This window comes from Synechococcus sp. A15-60 (assembly GCF_014280095.1).
Lineage (GTDB): Bacteria > Cyanobacteriota > Cyanobacteriia > PCC-6307 > Cyanobiaceae > Synechococcus_C.
Genome location: NZ_CP047933.1, coordinates 2,377,291 through 2,400,411, shown reverse-complemented (window position 1 = coordinate 2,400,411; position 23,121 = coordinate 2,377,291). Strand labels below are relative to the sequence as shown.

The following is a 23,121-nucleotide window of genomic DNA, read 5'->3' as shown; positions in this document are numbered from 1 at the left end:
CAGTGATACAGGTTGAGGGGCTGAGCAAGACCTACCGGGTTGCCGAGAAGCAGCCTGGGCTGGCCGGCACATTGCGCCATTTCATTCGCCGGCGCACTCGGGATGTGACGGCGGTGCAGGATGTGTCGTTTGCGATTGAGCCGGGGGAGATGGTGGGCTTTCTTGGCGCTAATGGCGCCGGCAAGACCACCACCTTGAAGATGCTCTGCGGCTTGATCCACCCCAGCGCTGGCGAGGTGCAGGTGGCGGGGCACCGGCCCCAGCGGCGTCAGGCGGAGTTCCTGCGCCGGATCACTTTGGTGATGGGCCAGAAACAGCAGCTGCTCTGGGACCTGCCGCCCATGGATTCGCTGCGGGTGAACGCGGCGGTGTATGGCATCTCCGATGGTGTGGCCCGGAGGCGGATCAAGGAGCTGGCTGATCTGCTGGAGCTGGGGGAGGAGCTCACCCGGCCGGTGCGCAAGCTTTCCCTGGGCCAGCGGATGAAAGCCGAACTTTTGGCGGCGCTACTGCACGAGCCGGATGTGTTGTTCCTGGATGAACCGACTCTGGGGTTGGACGTGAATGCTCAGGCACGGGTGCGCCAGTTCCTGGCGGAATACAACCGCAGGACGGGGGCAACGGTGTTGCTCACCAGCCATTACATGGCCGACATCACGGCCTTGTGCCCCCGAGTGCTGCTGATCCACCAGGGTCGGTTGTTTCATGACGGTCCGCTCGAGGCTCTGGCGGATCAGCTGGCGCCGGAGCGAGAGGTGCGGCTGGAGTTGGAGTCGCCTGTGGCGCCGGAAGCTTTGGCCGGTCTGGGGCGGTTGGAGCTGGTGGAGGGGTGTGACGTGCGGCTGTTGGTGCCCCGCGATCAGCTCACTGCCGTGGTGGCGCAGCTGCTGGATCGTTTTGCGGTGCGCGATCTGGACGTGACCGATCCTCCGATCGAAGAACTGATCGGTGGTCTGTTCCGCCAGGGGCGTGTCTGATGCGGATCTTCGGCTTGAACCGGCGGATTATCCGGGTGCTGTTGGGCTCCCAGTACGCCCACATGCTCGAGTACCGCGCTGAGATCGCCCTCTGGGCCCTCTCTGGAGTGCTGCCGTTCATCATGCTCAGCGTCTGGAGCGGCAGCGATGCGCGCTCGGGTCTTGGTCTCGATGGTGTGGCCCTGGATCGCTATTTCCTCAGTGCCTTTCTGGTGCGCCAATTTTCGGTGGTGTGGGTTGTCTACGCCTTCGAGGAAGACGCACTGCTCGGCCGGCTCTCGCCCTATCTGCTGCAGCCACTGCATCCGCTCTGGCGTTATGTGGCGGCCCACCTCGGCGAGCAGCTCACGCGTCTGCCCTTCGCGGCCCTGATCGCGGCCGTGTTTTTTGCGGTGCAGCCCCAGGCCTTCTGGTTGCCGTCGTTCGGGGGGTTCCTGATGGCCTGGTTGGCCACCTGGATGGCCTTTGCCATCGCCTTCCTGTTTCAGAGCCTGATTGCAGCCCTCTGTTTCTGGAGTGAGAAGGCCAGTGCCCTGGAGCGTCTCCAGTTCATTCCCTTTCTGTTCCTGTCTGGGCTGCTGGCGCCGCTCACGGCCTTTCCGCCTGCGGTTCGGGCCGTCGCCGAGTGGACGCCGTTCCCCTATCTGATCGATTTCCCGGCCAGGGTGCTGGCGGGCCAACCGGTGGATCTGTTGGCGGGCTTTGGGGCCCAATTGGCCTGGATCGCCTTGTTGTTGCCGCTGGTGCTGCTGCTCTGGCGGGCTGGCGTGCGGCGTTACAGCGCCATGGGGGCCTGATGGGACGGTACTGGCGAACCCTGCGACGCTTCTGGGGCACGGCCGTGGCCGTGCAACTGGAATATCAAGCCAATGTGTTGATCGAGCTGCTGGCGGTGGCGATGAGCCTCAGTGGCAGCCTGCTGCTGCTCTCGCTGTTTTATGGCCCCGATCAGACGTTGGGGGGCTGGAGCTGGGCTCAGGCGCTGATGGTGCAGGGCCTCTACACGGTGTTCGACGGCATGGCCACCACCTGGCTCCGTCCCAACCTCGGGGCGATCGTCACCCATGTGCGCGAGGGCACCTTGGATTTCGTCCTGCTCAAACCGATCGACAGCCAGTTCTGGTTGTCGTTGCGCACGTTGTCGCCAGCGGGGCTGCCGGAGATCGGTCTGGGACTGGGGCTTTTGGCCTGGGGCAGTCATCAGGCCGGTGTGGTGGTCAGCTTGCCTGCCCTTTTCGCCGTGTTGGTGATGTTGATAGCCGGTGGCCTGATCCTCTATTCGCTCTGGTTTCTGATCGCTGCCACCAGTATTTGGTTCGTCAAAACCTGGAATGCCACTGAGGTGTTGCGGGCGCTGCTGGCCTCCGGTCGTTATCCGCTCAGTGCCTATCCGCCGACCCTGCGCCTGTTGTTCACCTTCGTGCTGCCGGTGGCCTTTCTCACGACGGTTCCCGCTCAGGTGTTGCTGGGTGAGGCGGCGGTGCCGATGTTGCTGGCGGGTTTGGCTCTGGCGCTGATGTTCTTTGCGATTGCCCGTACTTTCTGGTTGTTTGCCCTGCGCTTTTACACATCCGCGTCCAGTTGAACTGCTATGGCGTCCGGTATGACTTGTACTTCGAATGACTTTGCCGTGTGTTTTGAAAACAACCAAAATGTAGTGAGATTCTTTGTCTATTAAGACGCAGGCTTACCTTGATTGAGTGACTTGATGAGTGTGTCTGCGTTGGCATTAGGTGCTGGATAGAGAGTGGTGCAATTAAAGGCAAAATCAGCACCGCTGCGCTGAACAATTCCAGCGATCTCAAGAAAGATAGCTTGTTGTATCTCGAGCCAATCTTTCCAGATAGTTGTTTTTGTAAAGCAGTAAACCATCATGTTGATTGATGAAGAATCCCATTCATTAAAACTGACAACAATGCTTTGATTTTGGTCGATGTCTGGATGCTGCTCAAGATAGGTGCGCACTTCTTGCGTGATATTGCCAATCTTGCTTAAATCTTCATAACGAAGACCGATATTGGCAAAGATTCTTCGGTTGTACATTTCCCCAGGGTTTTCAATCGGATTGATTGCAAAAACTGAATTAGGAATGTAGAGAGGTCGTCGATCAAAGGTGCGAATTCGAGTGTAATACCAGCCAATTTTTTCCACAGTCCCCTCCAAGTTGTTTGCGTTGATCCAGTCGCCTTCCCTGAAGGGGCGGTTGAAAAACAACATGAAGCCGGAAAGAAAATTTTGGCTGATCTGCTGTGTTGCGAATGAGAAGCCAATTCCGGCGCCCCCAAGCATCGTGGCAATGGCGCCGGAGGGAACGCCAAAGTTCACCATCAGTGCTGCTGTCGCAATGAGCAGTACAGAGATGGTGTATAGCCTGCTCAACACATTAATCAGCATGGATTCATCCTGCTGATCCTTGATCTGAATCCATCGCTTCATGGATGCAGACATCAACACCGTCTGGCCGACATTCATCACGGCCCAGGTGATGCTGGCGATAACCAAAGTGGTGGAGATCCGGTTGACTTCCGCCTGCACGAGCAGACCGAGTCGGAGGTCTTTGTTGAGCTGATGGATGATCCAGCTGGCGTATAGCGACACGCCGAATCCAATCAGCACAGGCCGCCTGAGTGCCGCTGCAAGTTGGCTGCCCATGTTGCGCCCATGGCGGCTCAACAGTTGCAGCAACAGCCAGGCACCCAAAAGCGCCAGGGTTCCCATCAGCAAACCGATGTTTGTTTGCAGGAACTCCAGGTTGAAGCCGTTGGCGGAATGAGGACCAGGTATGAGACTCACTTGCCGACCTTTTGAACCTAGCTCATGTCGTCTGCCAGATCTCCATCAATGTTCAGCTCTGCCTGTAGCTGGGGACGCAAGCTCTGCTGATTGCTCGGCGGCCATTCCATGGGATACACCTGACGCTGTGGGAAAGGAATGGTGATGCTCTCCTTCTCAAAGCGTTTCCAGATGGCGCGACGAAGATCGCTACCAACAGCAAAGGCATCGAGGGGATCGGCAACCCAGAACAGCATTTTGTAGTTGATCGAGGAGTCGGCAAATTCGGTGACAAAGGCCGATGCCGGTGGATAAGTCTTCACCTTTGAATGTTCTGCTGCGACTTGAAGCAGTACATCAATTACGCGATCGGGGTCGTGGTCATAGGCAGCACCGACCTCAACGCTGTCGCGGCGTGAAGTTTCAGTTGCCGTGTAGGACGCCGCCTCCTGGGTGAAAAAGTTTTGGTTGGGAATCAACAGCTCGGCGCCGTCGCGCCCACGACGCAGTTGTGTGGCGCGCAGTCCGAGTTTGCGCACGGTGCAAGGATCGCCGTTGATCATCAGGATTTCTCCTGGTCGCACGGATCCTTCAAATAGCAGCCAGATGCTGCTGATGAAGTTGGAGATGATTTCTTTGATCCCGAAGCCGATGCCCACTGACAAACCACCGGCGATGGCGATAAAAGCGTTGCCATTGATCCCGATGTAGTAGGCGACGCTGATCACACCGATGCCGATCACGCTGTACCGGAACAGCAACTCGAGGCCGCGCTGGTTCCGTTGCTTGACGCCGAACACCACACCGCTGAGCCAAGCCATCAGAGCCGCCGGTCTTGAAGCAACGGTCACGATCAGATAGATCGCAACAATGGCGGTATAAATCTTGCCCAGAGTGATCTCTACACCAAATAAATTGGCGACTCCAATTCTGGCGAGGTTCTCCCTACTTCCCAGCAGGCTCAGCAAAGACAAGGTGGCACTGAACACATAAATCGGCTTGAACAGCGTGGTCTCCACTTCCCCAATTGGAAAGCGGGGGCTCACCCGCTCCACGAGCAGCTTGAGAGGTGTGAATAGGTTCCATCCCAGCCACAGAAGTCCGAAATAACGCAACAGGCCAAAAGGGACGTTTGCCAGGGCGAAACCACCTGCTGTGATCAAGATGAGGACCGGTCCAATCAGCACGCGCAGCGCTTCAGGGACCAGCTGATGAAAGCGATAGCGACTGATCGCAAGTTGCATGCTGCGGGTTCTTGCGATCACGATCACCACCAAGACCACCAGCAATTGGATCAGCACGGTCCAGCGCTGCAGGAAGGCCATCCAGCTCAGGATTTCCACCAGAATCTCGTCAGGAGAGACGGTTCCAAAGTGTGTGGGACGAACGAAATTCATGAGGCTTGCTTCAGCAGTTGGTGGATCTTTCCGGCTGCTTGTGCGGGCGATTCCGTCCCGAAGATCACGTCATTGATGATGTCTTGCAGGCCTTCGTTCAGTTCCGGATTGGCATCCAGGCTGGCCATGATTTCATCGCCAATCAGGATGCCTTCCCTGGATTTCATCAGATAAAGATCATCGGTTCCCGGGATTTGACTGTTCACGATCGCCGCTGCCACGGGGTTGACCGGGTAGCTGGTTCGGTAGCGCAGTGACCAGGTTTTCTGAGCCCAGGGTTGAACGATGAATTGCATCAGTTCTTCGCTGCTGGCGCGTTGGCGCTGGCTGGAGTTGCGACCCAAGCCCCACACCTGCAGTTTGCTGACGGGAGTGGCTTGACCGACAGGCCCAGCCGGCAACACACTCACCCCGAGTTTCTCTTTCATGGCCTCTCTGAGCTGCGGCAGCTGCGTGCTCCAGCAGCTGATCCAGTTGAGTCGGCCTTGGATCAGTTGGCGTCTTAGCGTGGGTTGATCGCGTAGAAAGATCACGTTCTGCTGAAAGCTGGTGTCCTGCAGCCAGCCAAGCCAGCGCACTAATTGATGCGTTTCTGGAGCTGTTGGTGTGTGTCCGCGCAAGGACGTCACGAGGGCTGGCCCCGCCTCGAAGCTGCCCATGCTCCAGTAGAGATCTTCGAAGTTCTGCGCGATGCCGAACACGGACTCACCGCTGCTGGCTTTGGCGAGCTCTGACAGTGAAGCCGGTGGAGTTTTCAGTTTGCTTTTGTCGTAGCAGGCCAGTTGCAGCGATTGGGACACGGGCAGACCTGTGATCTGGCCTTGGTCGTTGGTGAGTCGTTTGAGCAGTGTTGGAGCGACGGCCTGCCGCTGGTCCTTGGTGAGAGGAACGGGGTCAAGCAACCGGGCTTCGAATAGCGCGTGAATCGTGCGTGCATCGCTGATGACCAGATCGGGACCGAGTCCACTGTTGGTCTGACGACGTAGTTCTGCTTCGATTGATGATTCGGTGTAGAGCGATGGCTGAAGCTGTAGCCCTGGCACCACTTCGCGCACACTGGTCTGGAATTGGCGCAGGAGTGTGCGATCCCGTTCGCTGTCGGCCGTTGTTACGGTTTTGCTGCTTGGCAATGTCCGCGCCACCCGCAGCAGCGAGGTCGGTTGCTGACGGTTTCTGTTGCTGCATGCCGTCAGAAGAACGCCGAGGGCAAGGAGTCCGATCCGTCGCAAGGCCCGAGAAGATTTCGAATCACGGCTTCGACAACGCATGGACCAGTCGTGAGGATGCTCAGGCACTGAGCAAAGCGTTGCCGTTGTCTAGGGCACTGGCCGTGAAGTGCAACCAACTCGGCTTAGACCCGCACTCTGAGGATCGCCAGGGTTGGCTTGTGGGTTTCTGCAGAGGCAGCAGATAGCTGGTGACTGCGCACTCGGTGGTCAACCATCCGAAGTAGAAACGATCCCAAGCCGAAACGGAACCGTGTTGGATTGGCTGGGATCCAGTGAGCTCATCGTCTGGTTGGCATCTCCTCTGGGGGCCGTTCTGTTCGTGCCGCTATATGCGATCTGGGTCACTCTGCTGCTGCCGGGAATCTGGGCCTCCATGCTGGCTGGAGTCTTGTACGGCACCTGGTGGGGAAGCCTGATCGTGTTTGTTGGGGCGAGTCTTGGTGCTGAAGCAGCCTTTCTGCTTGGGCGATACGGGATCAGAGACTGGTCCCGGCGCCGTCTCGTTGGGTTTCCCAGATTGTTGGCGATCGAACGGGCGGTCAGCCGTGAAGGTTTCAAACTTGTGCTGCTGACGCGCCTGTCACCGGCGTTTCCTTTCTCACTACTCAACCTCGCCTATGGCCTGAGCGAGGTGAGCTTGCGCGATTACAACCTGGGTTTGATTGGCATCATCCCCGGAACGATTCTGTTTTGTGCCCTTGGTGCCTTGGCAGGGGATGTGGCCCGTTTCGGCGACGTGCTGAGTGGCGAGACGAGCCCCGCTGGATGGGCCTTGCGGGTCGTGGGGATTCTGGCCACTGTGGCTGTGGTGTGGCTTGTCGGCCGGGCGGCCCGGCGGGCCTTGGAGGCTGAATCGAATCAGCTTGAGTGCTGATCGGGATTGGGTAAGGGGGCGTCGCGGAGAGCAGCGATCAACACAAACCAAAGCAGGCGAAGCTTGGCGATCGCGCCGGGCTTGGCTGAAAGCTCTTGATATTTGGCACGGCCGCATTCCGTTTTGATCCAGGAGTGGATGGGCTGTTGAGTCATGGGATGGTGCTAGCTGCAGGGTCGTAGCGAAGGATCTGGGTGGGAATCACGCTGATATTGATTTCCACCTCATCGAGGCCATAGTCCTTGATGGCATCGCGGCGGAATTCCCTTTGAAATTCGGTCAGTTCAATTTTCCCAACAAGCTTGGTGGGAACGTTCAGCACGACTTCGATGGTGGCGCGGTTATTGACCACGCGCACATTGCTGTAGAGCATGCGAATCCGTCGCAAGCTGTTCAGATTGAGACCTGAATAACGGCTTTCCTGAATGAGGCCGGCTTTGAAATTGGTGAATCTGCTGTTGATCTGCTGACGCACGCTGAAATCGTGCAGCGCTGAAGACAACGGAATGCAGAGCAACCCCAGCAGACCTAACCACACGAGGAGATGGCGCCAGGCCTTTTGAATGCTGCCGTAGCGCTGCACCATGAACACCACCAAGCTGGCAACAGTGATGCCGATCAGATTGGCCAGGAAGAGCAGAAAGGAACCCTCTGCCACCTGATTGGTGAGTCCAGCGACTGTGCCCCTTCCGAACACGGCGACGAGTTCGGGGCCGAGGCTGAGACCGATGCCACTCACGCAGAGGGGTGGCACTAAAGCCACTGCGATCGCAACTCCAGCGATCGAGTTCGACAACTTGTCTCGAGTGATCGTGAAGGAACCGGCGATGGCGGCCGCCACCGCAATCATGAGATCGATCAGGTTGGGTGCCGTCCGAGCCGTCATCTCACGGTTCACTTCGCTGGCGCCGAGCACCATCGCCAACAGCCATGACGTGAACACCACGGTGGCGACGCCGATGACAACCGTGATGGCCGATCGCTTCACCAAGCGGTTATCGGCAATCGAAAGTCCAAAGGCGAGGCTAAGGATCGGGTCCATCAGAGGGGCCACGATCATGGCGCCGATCACTACTGCGGTGCTGTTAGAGATCAGTCCAAGGGTGGCGATTTCCGCTGAGCAGATCAGCAACACAAAAAAGCCAAGGGAAGGCTTCGAGGAGGCGATCCGTGCTGCGTAGAGCTCTTTTGGTGGGACCCGGTTGTCCAGGTTTAGCTTCCACTCGCCGGTGACGTTGTTGAGGGCACGCCTGAGCAGGGCGCTCATGAGGTGAATCTGGCTATCGCGATTGTGGCGCGTTCACCAAATTCTGCAGCGCCGCTTCATCCAGAATTGTCACTCCCAGGCTCTCCGCTTTGGCCAGCTTGCTCCCGGCTTCATCACCAGCAACGACGTAGCTGGTTTTTTTGCTCACGGATCCACTGACCTTGCCACCTGCGGCTTCGATCAGCTGCTTGGCCTGAGAGCGGGTGAGGTTCGGCAAGGTCCCTGTGAGCACGAAGGTGCTGCCGCTCAACGGTCGATCGCTGGTCTTGGCTTCCACAAGGTTGAGTTCTTCATCGTTGAGGGCCAGGCTGAAGCCGCAGTCGCGCAAACCGTCCAGCAAGTGGAGGTTGGAGGGGTTGGCAAACCATTGCTGAAGGCTTTGCGCAATTTCAGCGCCGATGCCGAACACCTCGGTGATGGACTCCGGCGCGTTGCAGGCAGCGGTTTGCAGAGCACTCGCATCCGGAAAGCTGGTGGCCAGAGCCTTGGCATTCACCTCACCGATGTGATGAATTCCGAGTCCGTAGAGCTGACGGGCCCAGCCCTGTTGACGGGAGGCCTCCAGGGCGACGATCAGATTTTCTGCGCTCTTTTCACCCATGCGTTCGAGGCTGCTGAGCAGCGCCGCGTCGAGTCGGTAGAGGTCGGCAATCGATTGCACCAAGCCGCGATCGACCAATTGTTCGATCAACTTCCCCCCCAGTCCATCCACATCCAGGGCGCCTTTGCTCACCCAATGGCGTAAGGCTCCGCGGAGGATTGCCGGGCAGCTGCTATTGATGCAGCGAGTGGCGGCCTCCCCGCGCTCGCGCACCAGTTCTGAGCCGCAGCTGGGGCATTGGTGTGGCAGTTCCAGTCTCTGCGCGTCGGCAGGCCGGAGTTCAGGCAGCACCCGCAGCACTTCGGGAATGATTTCCCCCGCCTTGCGCACCACGATGGTGTCGCCGCTGTGCAGATCCAGTTCCGCCAGTCGGTCGGCGTTGTGCAACGTGGCACGACTGACGCTGGTGCCGGCTAGCGCTACCGGTTCAAATTCGGCCACGGGTGTAATCACGCCCGTGCGTCCCACCTGACAGGTGAGTCGTAGCAATTTGCTGGGTGCTTCCTCGGCTGGGTATTTGAGAGCGATGGCCCAGCGGGGTGCTTTCTGGGTGAAGCCGGCCGCATCCTGCAGGCGCAGGTCGTTCAGTTTCACCACCACGCCATCGGTGGCGTAATTGAGGTTATGGCGGCGGTTGTCCCAATCGGTGAAGAAGGTTTCCACCGCCTGGAGATCCGGCAGGAGCGCTGCGTTGGGATTGACGCGGAAGCCAGCGTCGCGAAGCCAGATGAGGCACTCCCACTGACCCTTCGGTCGTTCCCCCTGCCAGTCATCGGGGAGATGCAAGGTGTAGGCGAAGAAATCGAGGCGTCGCGCGGCGACTACTTTGGGGTCGAGTTGTCGCAGGGTTCCCGCACAGGCGTTGCGTGGATTGGCGAACAACGCCTCATCCCTGGCAGCTCGCTCTGCGTTGATGGCTGCAAAGGTGCTGTCCGGGATCAAGGCCTCGCCGCGCACTTCCACCCAGGCCGGCGGTTCGTCAAGGTGCAGCTTGAGCGGAATCGACGTGATCGTGCGCACGTTGGAGGTGATGTCTTCCCCCTGTTCGCCATCGCCTCGCGTGGTTCCTCTGACGAGGACGCCGTTTTCGTAGCTCAGGGCTAAGGCGTTGCCGTCGATTTTCAGTTCACCGACCATCGCCAGGGCCGCTGGCGTCATGCCTGCTGCGGGCTCGCGATCGAGCACTTTGAGAAGACGCCCGTACCAATGGCGCAGCTCGTCGGTGCTGAAGGCGTTATCGAGGCTGAAGAGGGGAATGCGATGGGCGATGCTGCTGAATCCCTCTGCCGGAGCCGCACCCACGCGCTGGGTCGGACTCTCGGCAAGGATCAGCTCAGGGTGGGCTGTCTCCAGCTCCAGCAGCTCGCGGTAGAGGCGGTCATAGACCGCGTCTTCCATCTCCGGTGCATCCAGCACGTAATACGCGTGGGCTGCGTTGGTCAGCAAACGCCTGAGCTCGGCGGCGCGTTGGTCATCGTCGGGCGAGGCAGGTGGCGGAGCTGATGCGTTCACAAGTCAGCAGTTTCAGCTCTGGACAGTGGCGATTCGCTCGATCTTCCAGTTGTCTTCGACCTTGGTGAAGGTGAAGTCGAGAGGCATTTCCTCTTTGTTTTCCGCGATCAGCTTCACGGTGAGGATCATGCTGCCTTCCTGGAGGCGAGGACGTCCGGATTTGAGGTTGCTGAAGCGGTTGAGCTTCAGGCCAGCCAGATAGCGGATGAACTGCTGGCGATTCACATGCTGCCGGTAGTTTTTGGTGGTGAGCAGGTAGGCAGCGTCAACGCGGCCTGCCGCCACCTGCGTGAAGAACTGTTTGATCAGCGGATTGATGCCGCGAGCGCTGAGCACCAGCTTCACGGCCGTGATCGTCCAATACAGGAGCAGGGCGCCACCACCGGCCAGCAGTGCCTTGCTTCCAATCTCTCGTACCAGACCCAGATCCATCAGCCGCTTCCAAGTGAGTGCTGAGTCTGACTGACGGACTGCGGGATGGAGGCAGACTGGGCCGACGTTTTTGTGCAAGGCCTGAGCCAGCCATGCCGCTTGAGCCCCTGCTGCCTTTGTTCCATCGCCTGAACCGAGAGCATTTTGAGGGGTCGCTCACCAGCGGACATCAGCCTTTGTTGGCTGTGCGCTGGAGTGATGGACGCCTACGGAGGACAGCGGGTTTCTATCGCCGAGGGCCCGCGATCGCCCCACCCTTTGGCAGGGAGATTGTTCTCTCGAAGCCATTGCTGGATCCATTGCCCCGGGAAGCCACAGAAAGCACGCTGTGCCACGAAATGATTCATGCCTGGGTGGATCTGGTGCTCCAACGTGACGAGGGGCATGGTCCTCATTTCAGAGAGCGGATGGCAGCGATCAACGCATCGCAGTCGCGTTTTGAAGTGAGCGTGCGCCACCGCTTTCCAGTGCCGCAGAGCCCCCCGCGTTGGGTGGCTGTCTGCCCCTCATGCGGCAAGCGGACGCCCTATCGCCGCCGGATGCGACAGGCGGCATGCCGCACCTGTTGCAATCAGCACCATGGGGGTCGATGGCATGCCAGTTGTCTGCTTCGCTACGAGCCGGCACCGGAGCAGAGCTGAGCCCGATGGAGGTTTTTTTCTGGGTGCTGGAGTTGAGTGGAGTCTCGATCGTTTTGATCGGCCTGCAACGGGAGCGTTGGCTGCAGCACAGGCGTCGGTAACGTCGGTCCATGGATTCACGTCGACCACGCTCACAGCGCAGTCCTGATCCCTTCGATCGACGCTTGGATCGATGGCTGGACACGGGCCGCCAGCTTGTTGATGGCGTGTCTGGGGCTCGCCCTGGACGACGCAGTGTCGATCGTTTTGATGGAGCCTCTCGATTGGATGCGGTGGGTCGCTGGGTGGGTGACCGCATCGATTGGTTGTTGGACGAAGACGACGACTGGCGGGAACCGCCCGAACCTTCCTCGCGCTGGGACAGCCCACGGCCGCCATCGCGCCCATCTGTGTCGGCCAGGTCGGCGTCTTCCAGTCGAATGGAGCGGCCCGTGGCTGATGGCCGCAAGCGTCCTCTCGAGGCCCTTTCGCGACGGCAGCCTGTGCTCCCACCACCGCCAGCAGTGGAGCCTGCACCAAGGATGGAGCCCGATCCCGTTGATCCAGTCGCGGTCGAGGCGGATGATGCCTGGCCGGACGATGACAGTTTCCGCGTGGATCGCTGGAAGCGCTCGGGGCGCGGACCATCGGGTCCAGCGTCGGCTGACCCTGCGTCTCCGGCTTCGCCACGCACCACTGCCCGGCGACCGTTGCCGCGCTCCAGCCGTCGCCGCGACTGATCGGCTGTTGGCTCAACTCGGCTGTCTGCAACACCCCCCACTACAGGTTGGTGGGGGGATCCCCCACGGTGGAAGAGGCCCAGGAGGTGCGCCCTCACGCACCCCACCCCCGGCTGATCCAGATGAAGCTCAGTCATCGGGATGAAGAGACGCTCAAACAGCAGCTAAAGCGGGTGCGCAAGCAGGCAGAAGACCTGTGATTGGGCTGATAGTGCTTGTGCTGATCCCTCTCAGTGCCTGCCGCTGAGCGGCCGGTTCACCTGGTAGCGGCAACCGCGGCGGCTCAGTTGACGGTTGACGTCCTCCACCAGCTCCTGTGGCAGCTCCTCCGCCATCTGATCAGCGGTCGTAGTGATGGACGGAGACCCATGGTCCATCGCCTCCAACAAGTCGACCCACTGCCCCACGTGCTCGGCGCGAGGCACAGGCTGATAGCCACGCCTCTCTAGTGCTAGTGCGCAGACGTCGGCATTCCAGAGGAAGCTGCGCCCGTAGCTGTGGGGTGTGCGCTGTTCGACCGCGCCGGCCAAAAGGGCTGCGGGTGTCGGTTGGCCGTGCCGGTCTCTCCAGCCTTCCTGCTCGAGAGTGCGTCCGCATTGGATTGAAGAGATGCCGAAACGGCGGCCCAAATCGTGGAGGGTCACCCAGGTGGAGTTCGCCATAGAACCGTTGCCGATGCGATCATGATTGCCAGAGCACAACACCCCGCAAGCTGTCAAGTGCGAATCCGCATCAAATGCTGGTTTTCTTCATGACGCTGCATGAAGCGGCCGTCTCGGCGCTTCCCCCAGCCAGCGCTCTAGCGCCGGACTGAACACCTCGCGGATCACGGTGAGTTCGCGGCCTTGGCGGAAAAAGCGGTAGTGGCGGCTCCAGAACGGTCCGCGTTCCCCGAAGCCTTCCTCCAGCCAGGGATCGTTCACAAGCGCTAATCCATCCACTTCTCGAAACAGTTCTGAGCGGCCCTGGGTGAGGCTCAGCCAGATGGGCTGTTCTTTGTTGCGCAGATTCTGTTCGGCTTCGGCTTGATTCCACCAGCTTTCGGCCCAGGCCAGGGTGGTGCCGCCGCAGTCCAACCAGACCTGACGGCGCAGCAGCGGCGGGTTCAGTTCCTGCACTTCCATGGGTCGTGCGCCACCGATCGTTGCGTCGCTTGTGTTGTCTGCAGCCATGGCCACGAGGCGCACCTGCACGCTGTGCCCGGTGAGCAGGCGCAGGTGACGGGTCGGGCTGCCATCCCCGAGCAGCATCAATCGCCACGGTCCCGGCAGCCATCCCGGTTCTTCTCCTGCCAGCACCGAGGCCGTGGGTGCTTCCCAGAGGATGGTTGGTGATGGCGTCAGCGTGCTCGAACGGCTCAGAAGGCACCTCCAATACTCAGGGAACGTTGGGATCCCTCGCGTTCCATCACAACGCCATTGGCATTAACGCTGCGCAGGGTCCAGCCACTGTTGCCAATGGGTTCGCCGGGGAAGGACGAGACCGAGAGGTCTCCAAGTTGAAAAATGGCTGATCCGCCGCCATTGCCACTGTGGACGACGCCGACGAGTAGTGGTTCTGTGGCTATGGGCGCTGGCTCGGTTGTCGATGGCGCGAGTGCAGCCACTGGAATGGGGAGCGTAATGGGCTCCAACTGAGCCCGTGGCGTACCGGGCAGGGGAGTGATGGTGAGGCTGCTCTGGGCGTGTTCAGGATCGACGTCAGCGTCGCTGCTCGAAGCGTCAGGGAGCTTCCCGACGCTTGGCTGGCTAGCGATGGTGCTGGCGTCTGTTGTTGTGGATGGCGGCTGTTGCAATCGCTCGATCAGAGCAAGGTTGCGGTCGCGTTCCAGAACCTGTTGGCTGTGTCGCCAGTTCAGCGTGAGGCTTGCGCTTCCCAGCACGGCCACTACGCCAACCGCTGATAAGCACACCTGCGGCCATGTCAAGGATCTGATCTGGCTCGTTGGGGTGCGGGCTGTTGGTGCTGAAGCCGTTGGCTCCACCTGCACTTGCACGGCTTCGAGCGTTAGGTCCTCATCGGTGAAGACGCGATCCATCACCTGTTCCGCACGCAGGTTCCAGTAGGCGTTTGAAGTGGAGAGGCGAGGTGGCACCAGAGCCTGTGCAGTCGCCCAACGCTATCGAGCGCTGGCGTTGGAAGCGAGGGCCGCTGCGGAAGGATCGTGCCGTTGCTGCAACTCCAGCCACATCAGCAGAGCAGTGAGGTCCGCCTGGCTGACACCAGGGATCTGGCTGGCTTGGCCAAGAGTGAGTGGGCGGACGGCCGCCAGCTTTTCCCTGGCTTCCCGCGAGAGGGTGCCAATGCTTGCGTAGGCAATCTCCGCAGGCAGCTTGCGCTGACCTTGACGTTTCACCTGGTCGATCTGTTGCTGTTGGCGGGCCAGATAACCGCTGTATTTGATGTCGATTTCAGCGCCTTCGCGCACCGGTAGCGGCAGGTCCCCATCAGCCAAGCCATGGCGTACCAGGTCGGCGGCGTGCATGCCTGGTCTGCGCAAGAGGTCGGCCAGGGTGATGGAGCCTTTGATGGGGGCCCCGGTCTCCTCCTCCACAGCGGGGGCGGCGGGATCGCTCACCTTCAGTCGCTGCTGTTCCAGCCGCTGTTTTTCCTGGTCCATGGCCTTGAGCTTCTGCTCAAACAATTGCCAGCGACGGTCATCAATCAGTCCGAGTTCCCGGCCCAGGGGGGTGAGGCGACGGTCAGCGTTGTCGCCGCGCAGCACGAGCCGGTATTCACTACGACTGGTGAGCACCCGATAGGGCTCGCGCAGATCTTTGCTCACCAGGTCGTCGATCATGGTGCCGATGTAGCTGCCTTCTCGAGGGAAGTGCACCGCCTCTTCAGCGCGGATGCGCCTTGCGGCATTCAGTCCAGCAACCAATCCCTGGGCCGCGGCTTCCTCGTAGCCCGTGGTGCCGTTCAGCTGACCAGCGCTGAATAGCCCTTGCACGCGTTTGGTTTCCAGCGATGGCAGCAGTTGTGTGGCCGGCAGATAGTCGTAATCCACGGAGTAGGCCGGCCGCAGCATCACAGCTTGTTCCAGGCCAGGCAGGCTGCGCAGCAGTTGCAACTGGATCGGTTCGGGCAGGCCGGTGGAGAAGCCCTGCACGTAGATCTCCGGCGTGTCGCGCCCTTCGGGCTCCAGGAAGATTTGGTGGCTGTCCTTGTCGGCAAAGCGCACGATCTTGTCTTCGATCGAGGGGCAGTAGCGCGGCCCCTTGCTGTCAATCACGCCGCCATAGATCGCGGTGAGATGCAGGTTGTCTTTGATCAGTTGATGGGTTGCTGCTGTGGTGCGGGTGATGTGGCAGCTCATCTGTTCGCCGCTGCTCCAGGCGGCGGGGTCAAACGAGAAGAACCGGTCTGCCGCGTCGCTGGGTTGCTCCTCCAATTGATCGAGGGTGATGCTGCGCCGATCCACCCGCGCTGGGGTGCCGGTTTTCAGTCGGTCGGTGTGGAACCCGAGCTGTTGCAGGGCTTCCGTAAGCCCTTCGGCGGCCTGCTCGCCGGCCCGTCCTGCCGCCATCGACTGGTGGCCCACCCAGATGCGCCCACCGAGGAAGGTGCCGGCGGTGAGCACGACGGCTTTGGCTCCGTAAAGGCTGCCGAAATAGGTGCGCACGCCGGTGATGCTTGCGGCTGGACCTTGGCTTGGGTCCCAGGAGGTTCCACCGCCACTGGGATCCCCTTCGATCTCCAGCCCTGTGACCATCGCCTCGCGCAGGGCCAGGTTGGGGGTGTGCTGCAGCAGCTGCAACATCTGGCGTGAATACTGCCGCTTATCGGTCTGTGCACGCAGGGCCCAGACCGCAGGGCCGCGGCTGGCATTGAGGATTCGTTTCTGGATGGCGGTGGCGTCGGCGAGGCGCCCGATCACGCCGCCAAGGGCATCGACCTCATGCACCAGTTGGCTTTTGGCGGGGCCGCCCACAGCTGGATTGCAGGGCTGCCAGGCGATGCGATCCAGGTTGAGTGTGAACAGTGCGGTGTTCATCCCCAGGCGAGCACTGGTGATGGCGGCTTCACAGCCCGCGTGGCCGCCACCGACGACGATCACGTCGAAAACTTCCGTGGGGGCTGTGGAGGCGGTCATGCCTTCATTCTCCAATGCCACAGGTTTGTTTGTCGAAAGCTCTCAGATCATTTCCACCAACATGGTGATGTCATTGAAGTCCCAGTCTGAATTTTGAGATGAAAGAGTATCTTCATAGCCAAAGAAATTACTGCCTAAGTTTTTAACGTGGATTTGATTGTCGGCTGCGCTTGTGGCCCCAAAGGTGAAGAGATCGTTAGTGTTTTGATTAATAAAAACAGGTGCATAAAATCCTTCCTCACCTTGATTGATGTTCCATTCGACTTGGCGTGTGCTTAGACCATTGATCAAGAGCTCAGATCCGTCGGGGTTGACCAGGTTGTCGCGAATCGCTTGATCAAAAGATTCCCCGGCTGTCGAGGCAACTCCATTGACTGAAAATTCATTGTTTTCATTGCTTATGATTTTCACGAGGCCTACCTTGTTGACATCAGCGCAATTACTTTGAATGGTGATCCTTAGTTTTGCTGTTGGAGTGTTGATCTCAGAAAGGTTCAGGATTGAGTCGTAAATATTTTTTTGTTCTGAAGCGAGTATTGCAGCAGTTGGATTTTTTGCGCTTTGAGAGGTGGTGATTTTGATTGATAGATCATCGTGGTCATTGTCTCCTTCTTTGCTGTCATCAAGGTTAAGAATAAAATCATTAATTGATGAGTTAATTCGAAGACTTGGTGATTTATCAAGTTTCGAGTCATGACTCAACTGATGAAAGAACAACTCTCTTCCACCACTAAGAAAGAATTCTTGTTTTCCCATGTTTGTGGAGTTGCGAGTGGCCCCGATGGATCCGATGGCTTCTTCTTGATCGTTAATGATTTGTAGGCTGTTGTGTAAATCAGCATTGGCCTGCAGAACTTCAAGTTGAACCCAAAGTCCAGTGTCGCCAGTTGTCCGCAAACCTTCGTCATCACTGTTCATCACTAATTGACTTGGTTGCGGATTGGAATGATCAACATTCTTGATTGTGATGGTCGCTGCTTCGTTGCCGGAATAACCGCCTGCCTCATTGGCAGTTGCAGTGAGGTTGTAGGTGGTATCGCCATCTGTGAACCTGTCGTTGATGCCCGTCACGGTGACGGTCTGTGGCACGTTCCAGTTAGAGGGTGTGAATCTGAGTATGTTTTTGTTGAGACGTCCTTCCGTTGAATCCAGCCCAGAGATCAGCACATCAACATCAGCACTGGGTTGTCGATTGAGGACAACGCTGAAGGAGGAAGAGGTTCCTTCTTCGGTTGTGATGAGTTGGCCAGCACGATTGATGATTCCACTGGCAACAATGGTTAGACCGTAGGTTTGACTTTCAGTGGACTTATTGCTGGTGTTTGATCCTGTAGTGCTGGCGTCATTTGCACCGGTGATGTTGATCTGAAAGGTCTTGGCCGTTGACTGACTGCCATCACTGACGTAGATCTCAAAAGAATCAGAAACGCTTTCTCCTGCATTAAGTGCCTCAATGACCGAGCTATTCGGTGAGTACTGATAAGCCCCAGTTGTGCTGTTTAGTGCCAAAGTGCCATAAGTTCCTGACGCTGTGGACCCGCTCGCTCCACTGATGCCATAGGTCAGCACAGCGGAAGCATCAGCATCAGTTGCTGACAGTTGACCGGAAATGTTGCTTGTCTGCAGGGAGGAAGAATTGGTTTGGTCGCTAATTGTTCCGGTTGTGATGCTTGACAATAAAGGCGTATCATTAATCCCGGTGACTTCGATTGCGATGACTCCGCTGTCATCATTCGTGAGGTCAGTCAGGGTATAGGTAAAGCGATCCATTTCTTTGTCGCCTGCATCAAGAGCATCAGCCAAGCTTGCTGTGTAGCGAAAAGATCCATTGGAATTGACAATCAAGACGCCGTAAGTTCCCTGTAACTCTGTGCTGAGACTGCTCGATTCCAGGCGTCTTGCTTGAAAATTGCTTGTTGAAGCTCCTGCGATGACCCCTTTGACGAAAAGCTGATCACCATCAATATCAGTATCGTTTTTTAAGATGCCTAGAAAGTCAGCAAATTGTTTGGAGCTGTCTTCGTCGACATCGACTGAGTCGTCAATTGCGTTTGGGGCGTCGTTAACACCACTAATTGTGATCGTTATCTCACCGGTGTCGAATCCTTCGTCAGTTGTTTGATTGTCTGTGATTGTGTACGTAAAAGTTTCGGTTGCTGTTTCTCCCTCCAGGAGTTTATAACTAGCAGTTTCTTGTGCTGTATAACTGTATGTCCCATCCGAAGCGATGGTCATCTGACCGTAGGACCCAGTCAGGGTATTCCCAGCAAGAAATTCAGGGTTTGATGATTGTTCACTGCCTATGCGAAAAGATTTGATCGATAGCGAGTGACTTTCTGGGTCCGTATCATTGACCAAAAGGTTGTCTGCTGTGCTGGTCGAGACTGTTGATCCCCCATCCACACTGGCTGAATCGTTGACTGCTAAAGGTGCATCATTGCGCCCACCCACAATGATGCTTGATTGAATGCTTGTTGAATTGCTATCTCCATCATTAACTAGCCAATCAATGGTTCTTGTTCCGATGACTGGATTGGCGTTGTTGGTGTTTGTATAAGTGACAGTTTGTAGTGCGCTTATGTAATTAGTCTTGGTTGTTGTGCCGCTGAGAGTTAATACTCCTGTGCTGGAATTCCAGTTGCCCGTGATTCCATAGGCATCGCTGAATGCCAGCTGATCTTCCGTGCTGACGTATGTGCCATTGCTGATTGAGACTGTTGCGCTTTCAATATTCTCGTCGTCGACATCGCGGATATCAAGGCTTCCGTCAATGACAATGACATTGCCTTGACCCTCAATATACTTCTTAGTTTTGATTGCATCAACAAGAAATGGAATGTCATTAATGCCTGCGATTGTAATTGTAAGTTCGGCTTGATCTGTATCTTCGCTGTCACTCAGTGTGTAGCTGAACGTGTCTGTCCCTGTTTCACCAGCGTTGAGTGCATCTGCGCTGGTCTTGTTGGCTGTATATGTATAAGATCCATTGGTTTGGAGTGTGAGCTGGCCATAGATGCCATCGAGTGCAGTATTAAACTGGCCGATTCTTGGTGAATCTGTATCACTTAAACCAGCGTGAAAATTGCTAATCGAAAGAGTGTCATTCACATCTTCATCAGAGTCGTTTGCGATCAGGCCTTCGACCTCTGTCTTGCTTAGTGCTTCGTTTTCGTTGAGCGAACCGCTGTCGTCCTCTGCGACCGGGGTACTGTTCACATTTTGTACGTAGATAGTGATTGTCGCTGTTGATGTTCCACCTGTTGAAGATGCTTTGATTTGCAACTCATGACGATCGCTTGTTGTGTAATTCAGTGTTTTATTTGTTGCGAGATAAATTTTTCCCGTTTCTGAATCAATGGTAAAGAGCTTTGTGTCGTTTCCATCGAGAATGGAATATCTGATGGGATCATCATCCTGATCAGTGTCATTACTTGTATTGCTATCGGCTAGATCGATGAGTTCACTGCCATCGGCAACGGTCTCAAGGACGTAGATGTTTTGATTTGAGAGTGCAGGAGGATTGTCGTTGTCGTCGTTTTTGACTGTTGTTGTTGCGGATTCGGTTCCTGCGTACCCACCGGTATTGGATGCCGTCGCAGTGAGAGTGGTGGTGATATCGCCGTCAATGAGCCCATCGTCGACACCGGCGATGGTGACGGTTTGAGGTGTATTCCAATCGGAGGTTGTGAAGGTGAGAGTGTTTGAAGAGCTGAGGGTGGAGCCGCTCAGTGAGTTTTCACTGGTGTCGTTGCCTGTAATGGCGACGGTGACAGTGTCTGTGGGCTGGGCATCGAGGACGACGGTGAATGTGGCGGTGGAGCCGGCTTCTGTGGTGACGAGGGGAGTGCTGGCCTGGGCAATGGTGATGCCGGCAACCTCGTCGTCAGAGTTCTTGATGGTGGTGGAGGCGGATTCAGTGCCTGCGTAACCGCCGGTGTTGGAAGCGGTGGCGGTAATTGTGGTTGTGATATCGCCATCGACGAAACTGTCGTCGACACCGGTGACCGTGATGGTCTGGGCTGTGTCCCAGTTGGCGGTTGTGAAGGTGAGAGTGTTTGAAATGCTGAGGGTGGAGCCGCTCAGTGAGTTTTCAGTGGCGTCGATGCCTGTGATGGAGACGGTGACGGTGTCTGTGGGCTGAGCATCGAGAACGACTGTGAATGTGGATGTGATGCCGGCCTCTGAAGTGAGCAGATCAGCGCCTTCTTTGTTGGCGCCTTGGGTGATGGTGACGCCGTTGCTGCCATCGTCGGTGTCGTCGTCGGTGGTTTGGAGCGTTGCTGTGGCCGTTTCAGTGCCTGCGTAACTGCCGGTGTTGGAAGCGGTGGCGGTGATTGTGGTGGTGATATCGCCATCGACGAGGCTGTCGTCAACGCCGGTGACGGTGATGGTCTGGGGTGTGTCCCAGTTGGCGGTGGTGAAGGTGAGCGATGAGGCGCTGAGCTCATGCTCTGTGCTGTCGTCGCCGGAAATGGCGACGGTGACGGTGTCTGTGGGCTGGGCGTCGAGGACGACGGTGAAAGAGGCGGACGTGCCTCCTTCTGTAGTGACCAGGGGAGTGCTGGTCTGAGCAATGGTGATTCCAGAACTGTCAAAGATCCGAACTTGGCCGGAATTTCTTGCGTTGTTGTCATTGTTATGGGCCCCAACAGCGACTCTTGTTCCACCTCCATTCAGACTTAATCCGTGCCATCTTGCGGCAAGGTCGTTTGTGTTTTGCCCATTAATGTCTGATCCAATCTGGATCCAAGTGTCTGATTGAAGCTCATAAAGTCTGGCTTGGCCAACATTATTTTTATCAGAGTTATAAAATCCCGATCCTATCGCTAACCGAGATCCGTCATCAGAAATGCTGACCTTTGTTCCTGCTTTTTCCCCGGCTTGATTGCCAACTAGTGTCTGTCCAATTTGTGCGTAAGAAGAGCCATTTCTTTTATAGACCTGAGCGTAGCCTTCGTTGGATGATGTGTTGCCCCCGGTATCGTGATTTCTTGCTCCTACGGCAAGATAAGTACCGTCTGATGAGAGCGCAACCGAATAGCCGAGGTTGTCAGTACGTTTTTCACCTTTGATTTCTGTTATCTCATTCCATTGGTTGTCGATTAATTCGTATACATTAACGGCGCCTGAATTGCTGGCGTTGGTTGCGTCAGCTCCAAATGAGCCCACTGCGATGATGCTGCCATCATCGGATATATCAACCGCGTATCCATATCGGTCATTGTTTTTTGTTCCAGAGAGCGTTGTGCCAATTTGCGCCCATTGGTTATTGCTAAATTGGTAGATCTGGGCTCTGCCTGTCTGCATTTTGGATGAGCCCAAAATGACGTAGTTTCCATCTCCAGAGAGAGCAACATTTTCGATGCGTCCTTTCTCGACAGGCCCCGCGATGCCGCCGGTTTGTAGCTCACTCCAATCTCCATTAGTAAAGCTGTAAACATTGACTCTCCCGGTCTTTGTTCCATTCGCTGTGTTGGCAAACAATGCAGCAACAGCAAGCTTTGTTCCATCATTTGAAAGGCTGACCGAGTATCCGAATTGTTCTTCGGCGCTAGCACCCTCGATTTCGCTGCCTAATTGTTGCCAGCTGCCATTTACGTCTTGATAGACGGTGACACTGCCTTCGTTTGTTTGCGTAAAGCTGCTGTTGACGTCGTCAAAAGGTGCTCCAACCGCAAGGATTGTTCCATCTTGTGAAAGACTGACTGCGTACCCGGCTTTTGCAGAAATTGAGGAGCCATTAATCTCATTGCCAACTTGTATCCATTCGAGTGAGTTATTTTGTTGTGAAAACTCTGCGTCAATTTGTTCGTTGTTAACGGTAATGTGCCCAAGATCCTTGAGTTCAAGGTAATGGTTTGGATCCTCGATGTTGCCGCTTTCAGTCAGTAAATCTGCAAAATATAGACCCTCATCTCCAGGCGTGTCTGTGGTGTGAATCAGTGCATCAAGGTGGTGGCCATACTCTTCGGTGAGAACCTTGATAGTGTCAGTTTCGCTGGCGGCCTTGACCCAGTCATGGTTGAGGTAGATGGTTTGCTCTGATGCTGCATAAGCTCCAGCGGCACCCACCATGGAGGCTTGCTGAAGGAATTCAATCGGGGGAATGTCGCTGGAGAGACCTTGGCTCAGGCGCTCCACGATTCCGGTAAGAAGTTCTGGGGGGTTGTTGGAGTCGAGGTGCAGCGCTGTGTTGGCTGCCGTCAGAAGCTCACCCTCTGACGCCCACTCCTGCAGCTGGGGATGCCAAAGCTGCTGCAGTGATTCTGTGGTGATCCGCGGTTCTGCTGTCGCATGATCGAGCTCTTCTGCTGAACAGTCAGTGGGCTGTGCTTCGTTGGAATCGAGTGAGTTGAGGTTTGTCGAAGTGCTTGGTGTTGGAGACGTGCTGTCGTTGTTGATGTCGCTGGCCGTGCGCCTGTTGTTTTGTTGGGTGACCGAATCCGACACCGACGCGTCTACAGCTTCGATGGGTGTGGATTTTGCTGCAGGGGCTATCAGTGCGCTGATGCTTTCAGCGGCTGCATGGGTCGCCTGTTCGCCAGGTTCTGACATCACGTCTTGCTTCAACTCAGGCGAAACGACCTGACTTGGTGTGTGATCC

The 23,121-nt window shown here is 57.0% G+C and carries 19 protein-coding genes; 7 read left to right on the top strand and 12 right to left on the bottom strand.

Translation table 11 applies throughout. The features are described from left to right. Window positions 1-2: 2 nt before the first annotated feature. The 3 genes from SynA1560_RS12940 to SynA1560_RS12930 are packed head-to-tail and all read left to right on the top strand — an operon-like array spanning window position 3 to window position 2,562. A complete protein-coding gene (locus SynA1560_RS12940) occupies window positions 3-977 on the top strand; it encodes an ATP-binding cassette domain-containing protein (RefSeq protein WP_186469637.1) in 975 nt (324 codons plus the stop codon). Next, window positions 977-1,774, top strand: a complete 798-nt coding sequence (locus tag SynA1560_RS12935) for an ABC-2 family transporter protein (protein WP_186500749.1) — start codon at window positions 977-979, stop codon at window positions 1,772-1,774. The genes SynA1560_RS12940 and SynA1560_RS12935 overlap by 1 nt, the downstream gene beginning before the upstream one ends. Then, window positions 1,774-2,562, top strand: a complete 789-nt coding sequence (locus SynA1560_RS12930; protein WP_186500748.1) for an ABC transporter permease — start codon at window positions 1,774-1,776, stop codon at window positions 2,560-2,562. Before SynA1560_RS12935 ends, SynA1560_RS12930 begins: the two co-directional genes overlap by 1 nt. Window positions 2,563-2,651: 89 nt before the next feature. Here SynA1560_RS12930 and SynA1560_RS12925 read toward each other — a convergent pair whose 3' ends face one another. From SynA1560_RS12925 to SynA1560_RS12915, 3 genes are all read right to left on the bottom strand, one after another. Further along, window positions 2,652-3,695 (bottom strand): mechanosensitive ion channel family protein, encoded by a 1,044-nt coding sequence (locus SynA1560_RS12925; RefSeq protein ID WP_186501686.1) that lies wholly within the window; start codon window positions 3,693-3,695, stop codon window positions 2,652-2,654. Window positions 3,696-3,787: 92 nt separating this feature from the next. Beyond that, on the bottom strand, window positions 3,788-5,146 hold the full coding sequence (locus tag SynA1560_RS12920; protein WP_186469634.1) for a mechanosensitive ion channel family protein: 1,359 nt from the start codon (window positions 5,144-5,146) through the stop codon (window positions 3,788-3,790). Next, the gene (locus SynA1560_RS12915) at window positions 5,143-6,375 is read right to left on the bottom strand and encodes an extracellular solute-binding protein (RefSeq protein WP_186500747.1); all 1,233 of its coding nucleotides are present in this window, start codon (window positions 6,373-6,375) and stop codon (window positions 5,143-5,145) included. The genes SynA1560_RS12920 and SynA1560_RS12915 overlap by 4 nt, the downstream gene beginning before the upstream one ends. A gap of 250 nt (window positions 6,376-6,625) precedes the next feature. On the opposite strand from SynA1560_RS12915, the gene SynA1560_RS12910 reads away from it, so the two are divergent. Next, complete coding sequence (locus SynA1560_RS12910) at window positions 6,626-7,249, top strand: TVP38/TMEM64 family protein (RefSeq protein ID WP_186500746.1); 624 nt, start codon at window positions 6,626-6,628, stop codon at window positions 7,247-7,249. On the opposite strand, the gene SynA1560_RS12905 is transcribed toward SynA1560_RS12910, so the two are convergent. From SynA1560_RS12905 to SynA1560_RS12890, 4 genes are read right to left on the bottom strand one after another with little or no spacing between them, the layout of a single operon-like run. Beyond that, window positions 7,234-7,404 (bottom strand): hypothetical protein, encoded by a 171-nt coding sequence (locus SynA1560_RS12905; protein ID WP_186469631.1) that lies wholly within the window; start codon window positions 7,402-7,404, stop codon window positions 7,234-7,236. The two genes, SynA1560_RS12910 and SynA1560_RS12905, sit on opposite strands and share 16 nt — an antisense overlap. Then, complete coding sequence (locus tag SynA1560_RS12900; protein WP_186500745.1) at window positions 7,401-8,516, bottom strand: TIGR00341 family protein; 1,116 nt, start codon at window positions 8,514-8,516, stop codon at window positions 7,401-7,403. Before SynA1560_RS12900 ends, SynA1560_RS12905 begins: the two co-directional genes overlap by 4 nt. 13 nt (window positions 8,517-8,529) lie before the next feature. Further along, on the bottom strand, window positions 8,530-10,629 hold the full coding sequence (ligA, locus tag SynA1560_RS12895; protein ID WP_186500744.1) for an NAD-dependent DNA ligase LigA: 2,100 nt from the start codon (window positions 10,627-10,629) through the stop codon (window positions 8,530-8,532). 12 nt (window positions 10,630-10,641) lie between these two features. Beyond that, window positions 10,642-11,061 carry a hypothetical protein gene (locus tag SynA1560_RS12890; protein WP_186469628.1) on the bottom strand — a complete coding sequence of 140 codons (420 nt, stop codon included), beginning with the start codon at window positions 11,059-11,061 and terminating at the stop codon, window positions 10,642-10,644. 92 nt (window positions 11,062-11,153) lie between these two features. Here SynA1560_RS12890 and SynA1560_RS12885 point away from each other — a divergent pair, with 92 nt between their 5' ends. The 3 genes from SynA1560_RS12885 to SynA1560_RS12875 all read left to right on the top strand — a co-directional run bounded on the left by SynA1560_RS12885 (window position 11,154) and on the right by SynA1560_RS12875 (window position 12,621). After that, window positions 11,154-11,702 carry a SprT family zinc-dependent metalloprotease gene (locus SynA1560_RS12885; RefSeq protein ID WP_186469627.1) on the top strand — a complete coding sequence of 183 codons (549 nt, stop codon included), beginning with the start codon at window positions 11,154-11,156 and terminating at the stop codon, window positions 11,700-11,702. Between the two features lie 110 nt (window positions 11,703-11,812). Continuing rightward, the gene (locus tag SynA1560_RS12880) at window positions 11,813-12,421 is read left to right on the top strand and encodes an RNA helicase (RefSeq protein WP_186500743.1); all 609 of its coding nucleotides are present in this window, start codon (window positions 11,813-11,815) and stop codon (window positions 12,419-12,421) included. A gap of 50 nt (window positions 12,422-12,471) precedes the next feature. After that, complete coding sequence (locus SynA1560_RS12875; protein ID WP_186469625.1) at window positions 12,472-12,621, top strand: hypothetical protein; 150 nt, start codon at window positions 12,472-12,474, stop codon at window positions 12,619-12,621. A 30-nt stretch (window positions 12,622-12,651) separates the two neighbouring features. Here the strand turns inward: SynA1560_RS12875 and SynA1560_RS12870 are convergent, their stop codons facing one another. From SynA1560_RS12870 to SynA1560_RS12850, 5 genes are all read right to left on the bottom strand, one after another. Further along, entirely contained in the window at window positions 12,652-13,083 is a 432-nt protein-coding gene (locus SynA1560_RS12870; RefSeq protein ID WP_186500742.1) for a hypothetical protein, read from the bottom strand. Between the two features lie 87 nt (window positions 13,084-13,170). After that, complete coding sequence (locus SynA1560_RS12865) at window positions 13,171-13,746, bottom strand: chorismate lyase (protein ID WP_370523246.1); 576 nt, start codon at window positions 13,744-13,746, stop codon at window positions 13,171-13,173. 32 nt (window positions 13,747-13,778) lie between these two features. Then, the gene (locus SynA1560_RS12860) at window positions 13,779-14,516 is read right to left on the bottom strand and encodes a hypothetical protein (RefSeq protein WP_186500741.1); all 738 of its coding nucleotides are present in this window, start codon (window positions 14,514-14,516) and stop codon (window positions 13,779-13,781) included. Window positions 14,517-14,540: 24 nt separating this feature from the next. Next, on the bottom strand, window positions 14,541-16,517 hold the full coding sequence (mnmG, locus tag SynA1560_RS12855) for a tRNA uridine-5-carboxymethylaminomethyl(34) synthesis enzyme MnmG (protein ID WP_186500740.1): 1,977 nt from the start codon (window positions 16,515-16,517) through the stop codon (window positions 14,541-14,543). 42 nt (window positions 16,518-16,559) lie between these two features. Then, on the bottom strand, window positions 16,560-23,072 hold the full coding sequence (locus SynA1560_RS12850) for an S-layer family protein (protein ID WP_222930215.1): 6,513 nt from the start codon (window positions 23,070-23,072) through the stop codon (window positions 16,560-16,562). Between the last annotated feature and the right edge of the window lie 49 nt (window positions 23,073-23,121).

Coding starts and splice junctions, on each gene's coding strand:
- SynA1560_RS12935 (WP_186500749.1), top strand. CDS start 977: ATGCGGATCTTCGGCTTGAACCGGCGGATTATCCGGGTGCTGTTGGGC.
- SynA1560_RS12930 (WP_186500748.1), top strand. CDS start 1,774: ATGGGACGGTACTGGCGAACCCTGCGACGCTTCTGGGGCACGGCCGTG.
- SynA1560_RS12925 (WP_186501686.1), bottom strand. CDS start 3,695: ATGGGAACCCTGGCGCTTTTGGGTGCCTGGCTGTTGCTGCAACTGTTG.
- SynA1560_RS12920 (WP_186469634.1), bottom strand. CDS start 5,146: ATGAATTTCGTTCGTCCCACACACTTTGGAACCGTCTCTCCTGACGAG.
- SynA1560_RS12905 (WP_186469631.1), bottom strand. CDS start 7,404: ATGACTCAACAGCCCATCCACTCCTGGATCAAAACGGAATGCGGCCGT.
- SynA1560_RS12900 (WP_186500745.1), bottom strand. CDS start 8,516: ATGAGCGCCCTGCTCAGGCGTGCCCTCAACAACGTCACCGGCGAGTGG.
- SynA1560_RS12890 (WP_186469628.1), bottom strand. CDS start 11,061: ATGGATCTGGGTCTGGTACGAGAGATTGGAAGCAAGGCACTGCTGGCC.
- SynA1560_RS12885 (WP_186469627.1), top strand. CDS start 11,154: ATGCCGCTTGAGCCCCTGCTGCCTTTGTTCCATCGCCTGAACCGAGAG.
- SynA1560_RS12880 (WP_186500743.1), top strand. CDS start 11,813: ATGGATTCACGTCGACCACGCTCACAGCGCAGTCCTGATCCCTTCGAT.
- SynA1560_RS12870 (WP_186500742.1), bottom strand. CDS start 13,083: ATGGCGAACTCCACCTGGGTGACCCTCCACGATTTGGGCCGCCGTTTC.
- mnmG (WP_186500740.1), bottom strand. CDS start 16,517: ATGACCGCCTCCACAGCCCCCACGGAAGTTTTCGACGTGATCGTCGTC.
- SynA1560_RS12850 (WP_222930215.1), bottom strand. CDS start 23,072: ATGTCAGAACCTGGCGAACAGGCGACCCATGCAGCCGCTGAAAGCATC.